The sequence below is a fragment of the Streptomyces sp. NBC_00390 genome, assembly GCF_036057275.1.
Taxonomy (GTDB): Bacteria; Actinomycetota; Actinomycetes; order Streptomycetales; family Streptomycetaceae; genus Streptomyces.
Genome location: NZ_CP107945.1, coordinates 5,466,015 through 5,480,748, shown reverse-complemented (window position 1 = coordinate 5,480,748; position 14,734 = coordinate 5,466,015). Strand labels below are relative to the sequence as shown.

Genomic DNA, 14,734 nt, shown 5'->3' with positions numbered 1-14,734 from the left:
CGTCACGGCCTGCGCCCCGGCCCCTCCCGCACCCGTCCCACAGCCCGGCGTCTCCAGCACCGCCGCCGGCAACCGGTAGAAGCTGCGCTCGCACAGGTGCTCAGCTCCCGGCGGGTCATCTCCGGTCCAGCCGTGTCAGGCCTGAGCGCGCGCAGCCCCCGTCCCGAGCCGGTTCGTGGCTCCGGACGCTTGCCCATGAGCGCGAGGGCGAGCCGGATCGGTGATGGTTCTGCGCGGAGCCTTGACCTGGCAGTTAGTTTCCAGATATCCGTGACTCCTTGGAAGTTTCCTTCAACTTCCTTGTCGGGCAAGGCCGGAAGGAGCACCAGTGCACGACCGGAACCTCTCCAGACGCACCCTCCTCAGCGCGACCGCCGCCGCTGCGGGCGTGGTCGTCGCGGCGTCCCCCGCAGCGGCCCGTTCCAGCCGGCGCGACCGGCTCCTGCGGCTCATCTCCCGGATGAGCCTGGAGGAGAAGGTCGGCCAGCTCTTCGTCATGCGGGTGTACGGGCACTCCGCCACCGCCCCCGATCAGGCGGACATCGATCTGAATCTCCAGGAGATGGGCGTCCGCACCGCGGCCGAGCTCATCTCCACGTACCACGTCGGCGGCATCATCTACTTCGCCTGGGCACACAACACCCGTGACCCTCACCAGATCGCCGATCTGTCCAACGGCATCCAGCGGGCCGGGCTCGCTCAGCCCACCCCTGTACCGCTGCTGATCTCCACCGACCAGGAGCACGGCATCGTCGCCCGGGTCGGCAGGCCGGCGACCCTGATGCCGGGCGCGATGGCGCTGGGCGCGGGCGCGTCCCGCGTGTCGGCCCAGATGGCGGGGCAGCTCGCCGGGGCCGAGCTGGCCGCGATGGGCATCACGCAGAACTACGCGCCCGTCGCCGACGTCAACGTCAACCCGGCCAACCCGGTCATCGGCGTGCGGTCCTTCGGCGCGGACCCGGCCGCCGTCGCCAGGATGGTCGCGGCCCAGGTCAAGGGCTACCAGGGCGCTGGGATCGCTGCGACCGCCAAGCATTTCCCCGGGCACGGCGACACCACCGTGGACAGTCACACCGGCATCCCTGTGATCACCCACACCCGGGCGCAGTGGGACGAGATCGACGCGCCGCCGTTCCGGGCCGCGATCGCCGCCGGGATCGACTCGATCATGACGGCGCACATCCAGTTCCCTGCGCTGGACCCGAGCAACGACCCCGCCACGCTCTCCCGCCCGATCCTCACCGGCATTCTGCGCGAGGAACTGGGCTACGACGGCGTCGTCGTCACCGATGCGCTCAACATGCAGGGCGTACGGGACAAGTACGGCGACCACCGGGTGCCGGTGCTGGCACTGCTCGCGGGCGTGGACCAGCTGCTCAATCCGCCGGACCTCGCGGTCGCCTGGAACGCCGTGCTCGACGCGGTGAAGAGCGGTGAGCTCAGCGCGGCCCGTATCGACGAATCGATCCTGCGCATCCTGACCCTCAAGGAGAAGCTCGGGCTGTTCCGCGATCCGTACGTCTCCCACCGGGGCGTGGACCGCACGGTCGGCGTCCCCGCCCATCTCGCCGCCGCCGACCTGATCGCCGGGGGCACGACGACGCTGCTGGCCAACCCGGAGGGGCTGCTGCCGCTCAGCCGGCTCAGCCGGCCGAACCTCCTGGTCGTCGGCGCCGATCCGGCGTCCCCGAGCGGGACGACCGGACCGCCGACCACGGTGCTCGCCAACGCCTTCACCGAGCTGGGCTTCTCGGCGACAGCGCTGTCCACCGGCATCACGCCGAGCAGCGCGAAGATCGAGGAGGCGGTGGCCGCGGCGAGCGACAAGGACGTGGTGGTCGTCGGCACGTACAACGTCTCGGCGACCAGCCCCCAGCGCACGCTGGTGGACCGGCTGGTCGCGACAGGAGTGCCGGTGGTGGCGCTCGCCATCCGCAATCCGTACGACATCGCCCGGCTGAGCGGCGTCGGCGCGGCACTCGCGGCCTACTCGTGGACCGATGTCGAACTGCGCGCGGCGGCCCGGGTGATCGCGGGCCGGACCCGTCCGCGGGGCCGGCTGCCCGTGCCGGTGCAGCGTGCCGACGACCCGTCGCAGGTGCTCTATCCGATCGGGCACGGGCTGAGGTACTGACGCGGAGCACAGCGAAGGGGCTGGGCCAGCCGGTGACGACCGGCGGGCCCAGCCCCTGTCCCAGCTGATGCTGACAGTGCGTTACGGGCGCAGCAACGGCTCGCGCTCAAGGTCACGCCGGTCGAGCTTCGCGTCGGACTTCGCCAGCGGCTTCGCCTTCGCCGGGTCGTCCTGCACGGCGGCCGGCGCGACGCCCGCCCACCGCAGGATTGCGGCGGTGGCCTTCGCCTTCTCGTCCGCCACCAGGGCGTTCACGGCGGCGCCGTGGTTGGCGCCGGGCGCGGTGTAGACGTAGCTGTCGCGGGCGCCCTTGCCGATACGGAAGGGCTCGGCTCCCCACGGGTCGTTCTGGCCGTAGACGAACAGCATCCGGTCGGCGTTGTGGCGAACCCAGGTGTCGACGTCCCTCATCACCCACGGCTTGAAGCGCATCGGGATGTCACGCGGCACGAAGTTCCGCGGCGGCTGGTAGCCGTAGCGGCTCAGGCCCTTGAGGTGCGGCTGCGTGATGTCCGGCGAACCGAGCTCGGTGCCCGCCTGGTAGTAGTACGGCGTGTAGGCGCCGACGCCCTGGTCGGTGTAGAAGGAGAAGCCGGAGATCGCGTCGATGCTGTCCCAGATCTCCTGGTCCGTCGCGGTCTTCGCGACAGGGATCGACTCGCAGTCGGCGAGCAGGCTGTACTGCCAGAAGCCCCAGACATAGTCGAGGACGACAGCCTCGTACGCCCGGTCGAGGGAGCCGACCGTCGTGAAGGTGTAGGCGTTGTCGGCCGCGTACTTCTCGTACATGGCCTCCAGCGGCTCGCGGCGCACCAAGGCCTCACGCTGCACGGCGTTCAGCTTGTCGCGGCACTCCTTGGTACCCACCTTCTCGAAGAACCGGTCGTACGCCGAGTCCTCCTTGTTCACCACGTCGTTCGGCGCGACGTACGCGACCACACCGTCCATGTCGTGCGGGTAGAAGCGCTCGAAGTAGGTGGCGGTCATGCCGCCCTTGGAAGCTCCGGTGGAGATCCAGTTCTTGGTGTAGATCTTCTTCAGCGCCTTGAAGACCCGGTGCTGGTCGCTGGCGGCCTGCCAGATGTCCAGCTTGGACCAGTCCGCAGGGGCCGGCCGGGAGGGGGTGAAGAATCGGTACTCCAGGGAGACCTGGTTGCCGTCGATGATGGCCGTCGGCTCGCTGCGACGCGGCGTGGTGCTCACGTTGTAGCCCGAGGTGTGGAAGACGGTGGGGCGGGCGGTGTCCTTGTGCAGCAGGGTGATCCGCTGCTGGAAGGTGCCCTTGCCCGGGTTCCGGTGGTCCACCGGCTGTGTGTAGTTGAGGACGAAGAAACGGTAACCCGGGTACGGCTTCTCCTCGATGAGGCTCATACCCGGGGTAGCCAGGATCCGGTCCTTGATGTCCGTGCCGGTCGTCGGCTCGGCGGCGGTAGCCGCACCGGCCGTGGCTCCGGCGACGCTGACGGTGCCTATGAGCACCACGAGCGCCAGCAGCCATCTGAGCGCCTTGCGCATTCACCCTCCCCTTGATCTCAAGCGGTCGCGGGTGAACCTAGCCGGGTCGACACACCGGCCGCCAGCCCCAGTTGGCCTCAGAGCCGCTCCGAGGAACGGCTCAACACAGGATCCAGCCGGTCGAGCGCGAGGTTCCGGCGACGGAACCGGTGGCACGTACACAGCGGTTGAGTGCGTGCACGGTGACGGGACCGGCCTGGCGGACGAACCTCCCGCGGTCCTTGTCCGGCCGGCCACCGCGGGCCTGGAGCGAGACGGCCATGGGGCGCCTGATGCCGGGGCGCTTGGCGAGGGTGACGGCGCAGACGTACTGCCGGTGCTCGTAGACACGCAGCTCGCCGGTGGTGAACGGGACGCTCTTCACCAGCCGCCCGGGACAGCGCGCGACGGCCTCGGCCTGCTGGAGACCGGGACCGGTCAGGGTGAGGGCGGCCACCGCGGTCAGCAGTGCCGTCAGGCGCGCGCAGGCCCGGCGCCGTCGCCCGTTCCTCTTGCCGACCGCCCCATCGAACACGCCTGCTCCTTCTGCCGCTGCCCCCGCACATGCGTACGACGCGCGAGGGGCGGGATTGGTTGCGGCGGCTCGAAAACGCCGCCGCAACCACGCGTCTGCTAGGCCTGGGCCCGGCGGCGGCGCACGACGAGGACGGCGCCTGCACCCACGACCACCGCGGCGGCCGCCGCACCGACGAGCGGCAGGGCCGAGTCGGAGCCGGTGGAGGCCAGGTTGCCACCGGTCGTCGCTGCACCCGTGCCGCCGGTCGACGACGAGGAGCCCGAGCCGCCGGTGGACGAGGAGCCCGAGCCGTCGCCGGCACCGGAACCACCGGTGGAACCTGAACCACCCGAACCACCCGAACCGCCCGCGGAGCCGCCGGAGCCACCGGTCGACGACCCGCCGCCCGTCACGTCGAGCGTGATGTCGGCCCTGTCGTTGGTCTTGTTCTTGTCGAAGGGCCGCGCCTCGTCGGAGAGGACGACCGAGCCCTTGGCACCCGGCACCTTCTTGTCGATCTTCAGCTTGAACGTGTAGGACGCACCCTCGCGCTCGTTCACCCAGCGCTGGCCGACACCGCAGCTGTACGTTCCGGGCTTGTCCTTGTCGTCGCAGAACCCGTGGGGCTTCACGACCGACGTTCCGGCGGGCGGCGTGATCAGGACATGGAAGCGCGGGTCGTCCCATGAGCGCAGCACCCAGGCGGGCCCGGCGTTGGTGAACGTCACCTGCATCGTGACCGTGTCGCCGACGCGGCCCTTCAGCTGGGCTCCCGTCACCTGGTAGTCGGCCGTGTTGGCAGAGGTCACCCGCACGTCGACAGCGTTCTTGGAGCCCTGTTCCGCGCCGGGCCGCTCGACCAGCTTCACCGCCGGCCCGGTTCCCCGCACGGGCGTCGTGGCGGCGTCGTCCAGGCCGGGCTCGTAGTCCCAGACGGTCACGCGCAGATCGTCGTAGAGCGCACGGTCCAGGGCCTTGACCGACAGCAGCTTCTCGGGCGCGTAGACGACGCCGGGCTCCACCGCCTGATCGAACGCGCAGACCGCGTTCCACTTCGCCGTCATCTCGTCGTACGAAGTGACCTGGTGAGCCTCGCAGTTGGACGGCAGTTCGGCATAATCGAGCCCCCGGGTGACGGAGTAGAAGACCCAGACCTTCTCCGCAGCCTTCGTGCCCTTGTTGGTGACCGTGACCGGCACCTCGAAGCTGCTGCCCGGCTTCACGCCGTCGATCGGGGCGATCTTTCCGAGGAGCAGATCCGGCACGGCCTCGTCCGCGACGGCCGCTGGCGTGGTTCCCAGGGCCATGAGCGCCACGGTGCTCAGGGCTCCGACAACGGTGCGGGAGGTGCGACGGCCGGGCAGGACGTGGGGCATGTAAACGAATCCTCTGTGAGAACGGGGAAATGGACAGCGACATCTCCGAAAACGCTTGCTGAACGGAGACATCCGCCAACGGCAAAAGGTTGCACGGCAACTCACGTTCGTCCGCAGGCACGTTCCACATCTCCGGGCGAACGCGGCGCCGACTACTCCTGGGCCCGCCGGCGGCGCATCACGAGGACGAAAGGACACCGACGGCGCCGACGGTTCTGCGCAGCGTGCGACGGCCGGAAGTGGTGTGGGACATGCGGGTCCTTCGAGGTAAGGCACGGACGAACGGACGGCGAACTCCGGCTGAACCGGGTTCCGCACGTGAGACACGCGCCCGGCTCGAAGGGTTGCACGACAGCCGCCGCTCACGTCCCAGGTTTCACACCGTCACACCGCCGTGCCGTCACACACCCCGCCCGCCCGTCACACCGCCGCGGGCTCGTCCTCCCCTATCCCTATGAACGTCCGCCACAACGCGGCGTAATGCCCGTCGCGCGCCAGCAGCTCGTCATGCGTGCCGTCCTCCACCACCCGGCCGTGGTCCATCACCACGACCCGGTCGGCGCGGGCGGCCGTGGTGAGCCGGTGGGCGACGACCAGTGTGGTGCGCCGGCCCGACAGGCGGTCGGTGGCCTGGTTGACCTGGGCCTCGGTGGCCAGGTCCAGCGCCGCGGTCGCCTCGTCGAGCAGCAGGATGTCCGGGTCGACGAGCTCGGCGCGGGCCAGGGCGATCAGCTGGCGCTGCCCGGCGGAGAGGTTGCGGCCGCGTTCGGCGACCTCGTGCAGATATCCGCCGTCGAGCGTGGCGATCATGTCGTGCGCGCCGACCGCGCGGGCCGCGGCCTCCACCTCCGCGTCGCTCGCGCCGGGGCGGCCGTAGGCGATGGCGTCGCGGACCGTGCCGGGGAAGAGGTACGCCTCCTGGGGGACGACGCCCAGCCGGTGCCGGTACGCCGTCAGGTCCAGCTCGCGCAGGTCGGTGCCGTCCACGGTGACCCGCCCGCTCGTCGGGTCGTAGAACCGGGCGACCAGTTTGACCAGGGTCGATTTGCCCGCGCCGGTCTCGCCCACGAAGGCGACCGTCTGGCCGGCCGGGACGCGCAGCTCGATGCCGGTGAGCGCCTCCTCCTCGTCGCCGTAGGAGAAGGACACGGCGTCGAACGCGATCTCTCCCCGCAGCTCCCGTACCTCGCGCGGCTGCCGGGCCGCGGCGGTCGAGGTGGGCTCCTGGAGAAGCTCCTGGACACGTCCGAGCGAGACGGCCGCCTGCTGGTAGCCGTCGAAGACCTGGGAGAGCTGCTGCACGGGGGCGAAGAACAGGTCGATGTAGAGGAGATAGGCGACCAGCGCGCCGGTGGTGAGTGTGCCCGCCTCGATCCGGCCCGCGCCGACGATCAGTACGGCCGCGGCGGCGACGGACGCCAGCAGCTGGACGAAGGGGAAGTAGACCGAGATCAGCCACTGGCCGCGTACCCGGGCCTGACGGTAGCTGTCGCTGCCGGCTGCGTAGTGGCCGACGCCGTCGTGCTCGCGGCGGAACGCCTGCACGATCCGCAGCCCGGAGACCGACTCCTGGAGGTCGGCGTTGACGGCGCTGATGCGCTCGCGGGCCAGCTCGTACGCCTTCACGCTCTGCTTGCGGAAGAAGTAGGTGCCGACGATCAGGACGGGCAGCGTGGCGAAGACCACCAGGGCCAGCTGCACATCGATGACGACGAGGGCGGCCATGATGCCGAAGAAGGTGACGACCGAGACGAAGGCCGTGACCAGGCCCGTCTGCAGGAAGGTGGACAGGGCGTCCACGTCCGTCGTCATCCGGGTCATGATCCGGCCGCTGAGCTCACGCTCGTAGTAGTCGAGTCCGAGCCGCTGGAGCTGCGCGAAGATCTTCAGGCGCAGGGAGTACAGGACACGTTCGCCGGTGCGGCCCGCCATCCGCATCGCGCCGATCTGCCCGGCCCACTGGATCACGACCGTGACCAGCGCGAGGACGGATGCCGCCCAGACCGCGCCGAGTGCGGCCTGCTCGACGCCGTCGTCGATGCCGTGCCGGATCAGGATCGGCAGCAGCAGGCCCATGCCCGCGTCGACGGCGACCAGCAGCAGGCTGAGCAGCAGCGGCATCCCGAAGCCGCGCAGCAGGCGCCGCAGCCGTCCTCCTTCGCCGTGCGCCCCGTCGTGCTCGGGCCGCGTCGCGCGGGCCTCGTCGATGTCGGGGGTGTCGGTGGCCGGGGGCAACGCCGCGACCTGGGCGAGCAGTTCGGGGGTGGCGCCGGGCTCCTCGGACTCCTGCGCGTTCTCGTCGCGTACCCACAGGCGCGGGGTGATGCCGCGCTCGACGTCGAACTCGGCCTCGAGCTCGTCTCGTACGGTGCGCTCCTCGTCCGGCTCCGGGGCCGGGCGTACCGGCAGGTGACCGGGCGACACCCCGCCCAGCTCGTCCGGGTCGGTCAGCAGCCGCCGGTACAGGGCCGAGCGCCGCTCCAGCTCCTCGTGCGTGCCGATGTCGGCGAGCCGGCCGCCGTCCAGGACGGCGATACGGTCGGCGAGCCCGAGGGTGGAGCGCCGGTGCGCGATGAGCAGCGTCGTACGCCCTGCCATCACCTGCTTGAGCGCTTCGTGGATCTCGTGCTCGACGCGGGCGTCCACGGCGGAGGTGGCGTCGTCGAGGAGCAGCAGCCGGGGGTCGGTGAGGATCGCGCGGGCCAGGGCGATGCGCTGGCGCTGGCCGCCGGAGAGGGTGAGGCCGTGCTCGCCGACCTTGGTGTCGTAGCCGCCCGGCAGCTCGGTGATGAAACGGTCCGCCTGGGCGGCGCGGGCGGCGGTCTCGATCTCCTCCTGCGTCGCGCCGGGCTTTCCGTACGCGATGTTGGCGCGCACGGTGTCGGAGAACAGGAAGCTGTCCTCGGGCACCAGCCCGATGGCGGCCCGCAGCGAGTCGAAGGTCAGCTCGCGCACATCGTGGCCGCCGACGAGGACCGCGCCGTGGGTGACGTCGTAGAAGCGCGGCAGCAGCAGCGAGACGGTGGACTTGCCGCTGCCGGAGGAACCGACGACGGCGACGGTCTCGCCGGGCCGGATCTCGAGCGAGAACCCGTCGAGGACGGGACGGCCGTCCTCGTACGCGAAGCTCACGTCGTCGAACTCGACGGTGGCCTCGGCGTCCGGGGGCAGCTCCTTGGTCCCCTCGCGCAGGGTCGGCTCGGTGTCGATGAGCTCCAGGACGCGCTCGACGCCGGCCCGCGCCTGCTGGCCGACGGTGAGCACCACGGCGAGCATGCGTACCGGCCCGACGAGCTGCGCGAGATAGGTGGAGAAGGCCACGAACGTACCGAGGGTGATCTCGCCGCGGGTGGCCAGCCAGCCGCCGAGCGCGAGCATGGCGACCTGCCCGAGAGCGGGTACGGCCTGCAGGGCCGGGGTGTACCGGGCGTTCAGCCGGATCGTCCGGAGCCGTCCCGCGAACAGCTTGCGCCCGACCTCCCTGAGCTTCCCGGTCTCCTGGTCCTCCTGCCCGAACCCCTTGACCACCCGCACGCCGGCTACGGCTCCGTCGACGACACCGGCGACGGCGGCGGCCTGGCTCTGCGCGTACCAGGTGGCGGGATGCAGGCGGGTGCGGCTGCGCTTGGCGATGTACCAGAGGGCGGGGGCGACGGCGATCGCGATCAGGGTCAGCGGCAGGGACAGCCACGCCATGACGATGAGGGAGATGAGGAAGAGCAGGACGTTCCCGATGGTCATCGGGAGCATGAACAGCAGCCCCTGGATGAGCTGGAGATCGCTGGTGGCCCGCCCGACGACCTGCCCGGTCGACAGCTCGTCCTGCCGCCGCCCGTCGAGCCGGGTGATGGTCCGGTACATCTCGGTGCGCAGGTCGTGCTGGACGTCGAGCGCGAGACGTCCGCCGTAGTAGCGGCGGACGTAGGTGAGCACGTATATGACCGCGGCGGCGGCGACGAGCAGCCCGGTCCACACGGCGAGCGACCGGGTGCCGCCCCCGATGACGTCGTCGATGACGACCTTGGTGATCAGCGGCACAAGGGCCATGACGGCCATGCCGACGAGAGACGACCCGAGCGCGAGCAGCACGTTTCGCCGGTACCGCCACGCATAACCGGCCAGCCGCCGCCCCCACCCTTGCTCTGCCGCCACGTGGGCCTCCCCGTCGGATTTCGGACCTGATCTTCCGGAAGGCACCAACGCCGGAGGATGCGGATTTCATCCCTCCGCCACAAACACCGGTCTCAGGTCCGAGGTGGGTCCGACCGAGGTCCTGGTCCCCCGGCGGTGTCAGTGCCCCCTGTCACGATGCGGGTACCGGCAAACGATCACGCACTCGACGAAGGGAAGCCATGGGCACCTGGGACACCGGCCACTTCGACAACGACACCGCTGCGGATTTCTCGGGCATGCTGGACGACGCCGCCGAGAGCGAGCGGCCGGGCGTCCTGCGCGAGACCCTGCTTCGGACGACAGGGACCGAGGACTACCTGGACAGCGACGAGGCGGTCGAGGCCGTCGCCGCCGCAGCGTTGATCGCCGCCCAGTGCCCCGGGGGCGATGCGGTGACCACGCCGTACGGCCCCGACGAACCGATCCCCGCTCTGCCGCCGGACCTGCGCCGCCTCGCGGTCCAGGCGCTCGACCGGACGCTCACCGAGCCGTCCGAGCTGATGGATCTCTGGGACGAGACCCCTCACGGCGAATCATGGCGTGCGGGCATCGCCCGCCTGCGAAGAGTCCTCGCGTCGGCGGACGAGCGCGAAGCCCGGCCGTAGGCGGACCCGGGTCCGGTCTTCGTCCGGCCGCGCCGCGCGCGGTGGTTCGGCACGCACCTGAACTGCAATCCTGCATCCCCAGGGGGAACGCCTACGCCATCCAGCAGTAGAGCGTGAGCCCTGCCTCGACCGCACCACGGGCCAGCGCCGCCAGGCCGGTCAGGATCGCCTCGGCCACGTCGATCTCGATCGGCTCCCGCTCCTCGGCCCGTGCCCGGACCCAACGCGCGGCTGCCTCCGCCATGTGATCGTCCACCGCGCCACTCAGAACGACCGTCAGGGCGGGGTGGGCGGATCGCGCGGGGGGCACCATGCGCCGCAGCCTAGAGCGGGCGCTCGCTGGGTAGGCACCTACGGCTGTCGTCGGACCGGAGGAGGAGCATGCCCGACGCCCGGCCGAGCCCCGGCCATCTGTGCGGTCAGCTGTACGCCACGCTGCGGGCGCTGCGGGCCGTGGGCGCCGCACGCTGGAAGCTGGAAGCACTGCGCCCCTACGACAAGGTCCGGACCAGCCCGTCGAAATTCCTGCCGGATCTGCTGGACGAAGCGGGTCGGCTTCTGCTCAAAGCGCACGGCCGCGGGAACAAGTACGGTGCAGCCGCCGAGGAGTTGTTCCGGTCGATACCGGACCTCCTGCCCCCCAGGGGCCGGCTGCCAGGATCTCTCGACGGCCGGCAGCGAACCGCGTTCGACGAGGGCTACGCCCAGCAGATGACCAAGTGCACGGACGCGCACGGTGAGTTGCTGAGTTGACATCGAGGTGACGTCGGGTTGTCGGTGCCCGGCGGTACGGTCGCGGTATGACGGACAGACCATCGACAGCATGGCGTGCCGAGGCCTCCGGGGACGCGAGCGCCGCCGAGCTCTACACACCTGCCCTGCTGGACGCCACCGATACCGCCCTTGAGGCGTACGAGGCCGAGATACGCGCCCTGAGGCCGGCGTCCGACGCGCAGCTGCTCGCAGCCGTCGAGCGGGTCGTGCTCGCCCTCAACGGCATCGACGAGGAGCACGGCGCGTACTGCACCATCGAGCGCGAGGAGCTGTGCGAGTACATCGACGGCGTCCTCACCGGCCACGGCGTGGACGTCGCCGCCCTCGCCGCGCGCAACGGGAAGGATGCCGACGACATCGCGGGCGAATGGCGGGACCGGTGACCGGCCGGCGATGACTTCCGGTGCGCAGGGGAGTCATCCCTGTACCCGATCTGGATGAGGAGCCGAGCCATGACCAGCGACGAAGAGCAGATCCGGACCTTGATCGAGCAGTGGGCGGCAGCGGTCCACAAGGGCGACCTGGACGGGGTCCTGGCGGACCACACCGAGGACATCGTGATGTTCGACGTACCACCGCCCCACGACGGAGTCCGCGGCCGCGACGCCTACCGCCGGACGTGGCCGCCCTTCTTCGAGTGGCAGGCGAAGGGCGCGGCGTTCGACATCCTGTCCCTCGACATCACCGCCGGCGACGACACCGCCTTCGCGTACGCCCTGCTGCGCTGCGGGACCCCTCAGGAGCTCGCGGAGCACCCCGAGTACCGCCTCCGCCTCACCGTCGGGCTCCGCAAGGAGCAGGGCCGCTGGGTCGTCTCGCACGAGCACCACTCGTTCGCCGACACCACCGTCACGGCGGAAGGCTGAGGCGGACGGCGCAGGAGAGGCAAAAGGGCCCGGCCCCGCCGCCCCGGGGGAGGGGAACGGCGGGGCCGGGTGGTCACCGAGGTCTGGGCCGGGACTACGCGTGCGTCGGGGCGAACATCCGCAGGACTGCGGGGAGTACGACCACCGACGGGCCCGGCTCCGCGAAGGCTTTCTCCAGGTCCTCCGTCAGCGATTCGACGCTCGTGCGCGTCGCCGGGACGCCGAAGGACTCCGCCAGCGCCACGAAGTCCGGGCGGGACAGCTCCGTCGCCGTCGCCTCACCGAAGGCGTCGGTCATGTACTCGCGCAGGATGCCGTAGCCGCCGTCGTCCACGATCAGCCAGGTGACCGGGAAGTCGTACTGCCGGGCCGTCGCCAGCTCCGCGATCGAGTACATCGCGCCGCCGTCGCCGGACACGGCGAGGACCGGACGGGTGGGGTCGGCCGCCGCCGCGCCGAGGGCGGCCGGGAAGCCGTAGCCGAGGCCGCCCGCACCCTGGGCCGAATGCATCGTGTTCGGGTGGCGGGCGTCGAACGCCGACCAGGCCCAGTACGCCAGGATCGTCATGTCCCAGAAGCTGGGGGACGTGTCCGGCAGCGCCTCGCGGACCGACGCCAGCACCCGCTGCTCCAGCGTGAGCTCCTGGGACGCGATCCGCTCGCGCACTCGGGAGAGCACGTCGCGCACGGCATCGGCCGCCGACGGGTCGTCGCGCTCGGTCACGGTCTCCAGCAGCGCGGAGAGCGCGAGTCGCGCGTCCGCGTGGATACCGAGGCCCGCGTGGTTGGACTCCAGCTTGCCGAGGTCCGCCTCGATCTGGACGACCCGGCCGCGGGGGGCGAACGTGTGGTAGTTCGAGGACAGTTCGCCGAGGCCCGAGCCCACCACGAGCAGCACGTCCGCGGCCTCGAGGAAGTCCGTCGTGTGCCGGTCCTCGAGCCAGGACTGCAGCGACAGCGGGTGCTCCCAGGGGAACGCGCCCTTGCCGCCGAAGGTCGTCACGACCGGGGCGTCCAGCTTCTCCGCCAGCGCCAGCAGCTTGCCGGACGCGTCGGAGCGTACGACGCCACCGCCCGCGATGATCACGGGGCGGACGGCGCGCGACAGCAGGTCGGCCGCCACGGCGGTCAGTTCGGGGCGCGGGAGGACATCGTCCGGGGTCGCGTCGAGCGCCGTGACCACCGGAAGCATCGTCTCGGCCAGCAGCACGTCCTGCGGGATCTCCACCCACACCGGGCCGTGCGGGGCCGTCAGCGCCGACTCCCAGGCCGCGGCGATCGCGGAGGGTATCTGCGACGCGGTGCGCACGGTGTGCACGGACTTCACGATGTCGCGGAACGAGGCCTGCTGATCGCGCAGTTCGTGCAGATAGCCGTGCCGGCCGCCGCCGAGCCCGGCGGTGGGGACCTGGCTGCCGATGGCGAGCACGGGCGCGGAGGCGGCGGCCGACTCCTGCAGTGCGGCCAGCGACATGAGCGCGCCCGGTCCGGTGGACAGCAGCAGAGGGGCGGCCTGGCCGGTGACGCGGCCGTACGCGTCGGCGGCGAAGCCCGCGTTGTTCTCCACCCGCAGGCCGACGTAGTCGAGCTTCGAGCGGCGCAGGGCGTCGAACATGCCGAGCGCGTGCTGGCCGGGCAGACCGAAGACGGTGGTCGCGCCGAGGCCCTCGAGGGTCTCGACGACCAGATCACCGCCGTTGCGGCCGGCCGGCGGGTTCAGCGCGGCCACCGTCTGCGCCTTTGTGGGGCGCAGATCGATGTCGTGGTCGTGCGTCACTTCGCCCCGCCCGTCTCACGCGCCTTCGCGATCTGGCGGGACATGATCGTGGTCAGCTCGTACGCGGTGTGGGACGCGGCGACCGAGGTGATCTCGGCGTGGTCGTACGCCGGGGCGACCTCGACGACGTCCGCGGAGACGAGGTTGCAGGAGGCGAGCCCGCGCAGGATCTCCAGCAGCTCGCGGGAGGTCATGCCGCCCGCTTCCGGGGTGCCGGTACCCGGGGCGTGGGCCGGGTCGAGGCAGTCGATGTCGATGGAGATGTAGAGCGGCCGGTCGCCGATGCGCTGGCGCAGCTGATCGGCGACCTCGTCGGCGCCACGGCGGTAGACGTCGGAGGAGGTGACGATGCCGAAGCCCATCTTCTCGTCGTCGGTCAGGTCCTGCTTGCCGTACAGCGGCCCGCGGATACCGACGTGGGAGAGCGCCTCGGTGTCGAGGATGCCCTCCTCGACGGCCCGGCGGAACGGCGTGCCGTGGGTGTACTCGGCTCCGAAGTAGGTGTCCCAGGTGTCCAGGTGCGCGTCGAAGTGGAGCAGCGCGACCGGGCCGTGCTTCTTGGCGACCGAGCGCAGCAGCGGCAGGGCGATGGTGTGGTCGCCGCCGAGCGTCATCATGCGGGCCCCGGTGCCGAGCAGATCGTCCGCCGCGGCCTCGATCGTCTCCACGGCCTCGTTGATGTTGAACGGGTTGGCCGCGATGTCGCCCGCGTCCGCGACCTGGGCGAGTGCGAAGGGCGAGGCGTCCTGCGCCGGGTTGTAGGGGCGCAGGAGCCTCGACGCCTCACGGATTGCGTTGCCGCCGAAGCGCGCGCCGGGGCGGTAGGAGACCCCGGCGTCGAAGGGAACGCCGACCACGGCGACATCGGTGGTGCCGACCTCGTCGAGCCGGGGCAGCCGGGCGAACGTCGCGGGTCCGGCGTACCGCGGGACACGGGACGAGTCGATCGGGCCGCGCGGCGTGTCGTTGCTGCTCATGAGAATTGCCTTCTTTCCTGCACTTCAATGCGCTTCGATGC

Annotated in this window: 12 protein-coding genes; 5 read left to right on the top strand and 7 right to left on the bottom strand. The window is 71.0% G+C overall.

From position 1 onward, the window contains the following. Window positions 1-328: 328 nt before the first annotated feature. The gene (locus OHS70_RS24120; protein ID WP_328400400.1) at window positions 329-2,134 is read left to right on the top strand and encodes a glycoside hydrolase family 3 protein; all 1,806 of its coding nucleotides are present in this window, start codon (window positions 329-331) and stop codon (window positions 2,132-2,134) included. Between the two features lie 81 nt (window positions 2,135-2,215). On the opposite strand, the gene OHS70_RS24115 is transcribed toward OHS70_RS24120, so the two are convergent. The 4 genes from OHS70_RS24115 to OHS70_RS24100 form a co-directional block, all read right to left on the bottom strand. Next, window positions 2,216-3,649 carry a S28 family serine protease gene (locus tag OHS70_RS24115; RefSeq protein ID WP_328400398.1) on the bottom strand — a complete coding sequence of 478 codons (1,434 nt, stop codon included), beginning with the start codon at window positions 3,647-3,649 and terminating at the stop codon, window positions 2,216-2,218. A gap of 100 nt (window positions 3,650-3,749) precedes the next feature. Then, complete coding sequence (locus tag OHS70_RS24110) at window positions 3,750-4,163, bottom strand: hypothetical protein (protein WP_328400396.1); 414 nt, start codon at window positions 4,161-4,163, stop codon at window positions 3,750-3,752. Window positions 4,164-4,261: 98 nt separating this feature from the next. Then, complete coding sequence (locus OHS70_RS24105; RefSeq protein WP_328400395.1) at window positions 4,262-5,521, bottom strand: LAETG motif-containing sortase-dependent surface protein; 1,260 nt, start codon at window positions 5,519-5,521, stop codon at window positions 4,262-4,264. Window positions 5,522-5,941: 420 nt separating this feature from the next. Then, the gene (locus OHS70_RS24100) at window positions 5,942-9,673 is read right to left on the bottom strand and encodes an ABC transporter ATP-binding protein (protein WP_328400393.1); all 3,732 of its coding nucleotides are present in this window, start codon (window positions 9,671-9,673) and stop codon (window positions 5,942-5,944) included. 200 nt (window positions 9,674-9,873) lie between these two features. Here OHS70_RS24100 and OHS70_RS24095 point away from each other — a divergent pair, with 200 nt between their 5' ends. Continuing rightward, the gene (locus OHS70_RS24095; RefSeq protein WP_328400391.1) at window positions 9,874-10,299 is read left to right on the top strand and encodes a DUF4259 domain-containing protein; all 426 of its coding nucleotides are present in this window, start codon (window positions 9,874-9,876) and stop codon (window positions 10,297-10,299) included. Window positions 10,300-10,390: 91 nt separating this feature from the next. Here OHS70_RS24095 and OHS70_RS24090 read toward each other — a convergent pair whose 3' ends face one another. Further along, complete coding sequence (locus OHS70_RS24090) at window positions 10,391-10,612, bottom strand: hypothetical protein (RefSeq protein WP_328400389.1); 222 nt, start codon at window positions 10,610-10,612, stop codon at window positions 10,391-10,393. Window positions 10,613-10,680: 68 nt separating this feature from the next. Between OHS70_RS24090 and OHS70_RS24085 the strand changes: the two genes are divergently transcribed. The 3 genes from OHS70_RS24085 (at window position 10,681) to OHS70_RS24075 (ending at window position 11,939) form a co-directional block, all read left to right on the top strand. Next, entirely contained in the window at window positions 10,681-11,052 is a 372-nt protein-coding gene (locus OHS70_RS24085; RefSeq protein ID WP_328400387.1) for a hypothetical protein, read from the top strand. A 47-nt stretch (window positions 11,053-11,099) separates the two neighbouring features. Further along, window positions 11,100-11,456 (top strand): hypothetical protein, encoded by a 357-nt coding sequence (locus OHS70_RS24080; RefSeq protein ID WP_328400385.1) that lies wholly within the window; start codon window positions 11,100-11,102, stop codon window positions 11,454-11,456. 69 nt (window positions 11,457-11,525) lie between these two features. After that, entirely contained in the window at window positions 11,526-11,939 is a 414-nt protein-coding gene (locus OHS70_RS24075; protein ID WP_328400383.1) for a YybH family protein, read from the top strand. 94 nt (window positions 11,940-12,033) lie between these two features. Here OHS70_RS24075 and OHS70_RS24070 read toward each other — a convergent pair whose 3' ends face one another. Further along, window positions 12,034-13,716, bottom strand: a complete 1,683-nt coding sequence (locus OHS70_RS24070) for a thiamine pyrophosphate-binding protein (protein ID WP_328400381.1) — start codon at window positions 13,714-13,716, stop codon at window positions 12,034-12,036. Next, complete coding sequence (speB, locus tag OHS70_RS24065) at window positions 13,713-14,693, bottom strand: agmatinase (protein WP_328400379.1); 981 nt, start codon at window positions 14,691-14,693, stop codon at window positions 13,713-13,715. The genes OHS70_RS24070 and speB overlap by 4 nt, the downstream gene beginning before the upstream one ends. Window positions 14,694-14,734: the final 41 nt, after the last annotated feature.

Coding starts and splice junctions, on each gene's coding strand:
- OHS70_RS24075 (WP_328400383.1), top strand. CDS start 11,526: ATGACCAGCGACGAAGAGCAGATCCGGACCTTGATCGAGCAGTGGGCG.
- OHS70_RS24080 (WP_328400385.1), top strand. CDS start 11,100: ATGACGGACAGACCATCGACAGCATGGCGTGCCGAGGCCTCCGGGGAC.
- OHS70_RS24115 (WP_328400398.1), bottom strand. CDS start 3,649: ATGCGCAAGGCGCTCAGATGGCTGCTGGCGCTCGTGGTGCTCATAGGC.
- OHS70_RS24085 (WP_328400387.1), top strand. CDS start 10,681: ATGCCCGACGCCCGGCCGAGCCCCGGCCATCTGTGCGGTCAGCTGTAC.
- speB (WP_328400379.1), bottom strand. CDS start 14,693: ATGAGCAGCAACGACACGCCGCGCGGCCCGATCGACTCGTCCCGTGTC.
- OHS70_RS24105 (WP_328400395.1), bottom strand. CDS start 5,521: ATGCCCCACGTCCTGCCCGGCCGTCGCACCTCCCGCACCGTTGTCGGA.
- OHS70_RS24090 (WP_328400389.1), bottom strand. CDS start 10,612: ATGGTGCCCCCCGCGCGATCCGCCCACCCCGCCCTGACGGTCGTTCTG.
- OHS70_RS24095 (WP_328400391.1), top strand. CDS start 9,874: ATGGGCACCTGGGACACCGGCCACTTCGACAACGACACCGCTGCGGAT.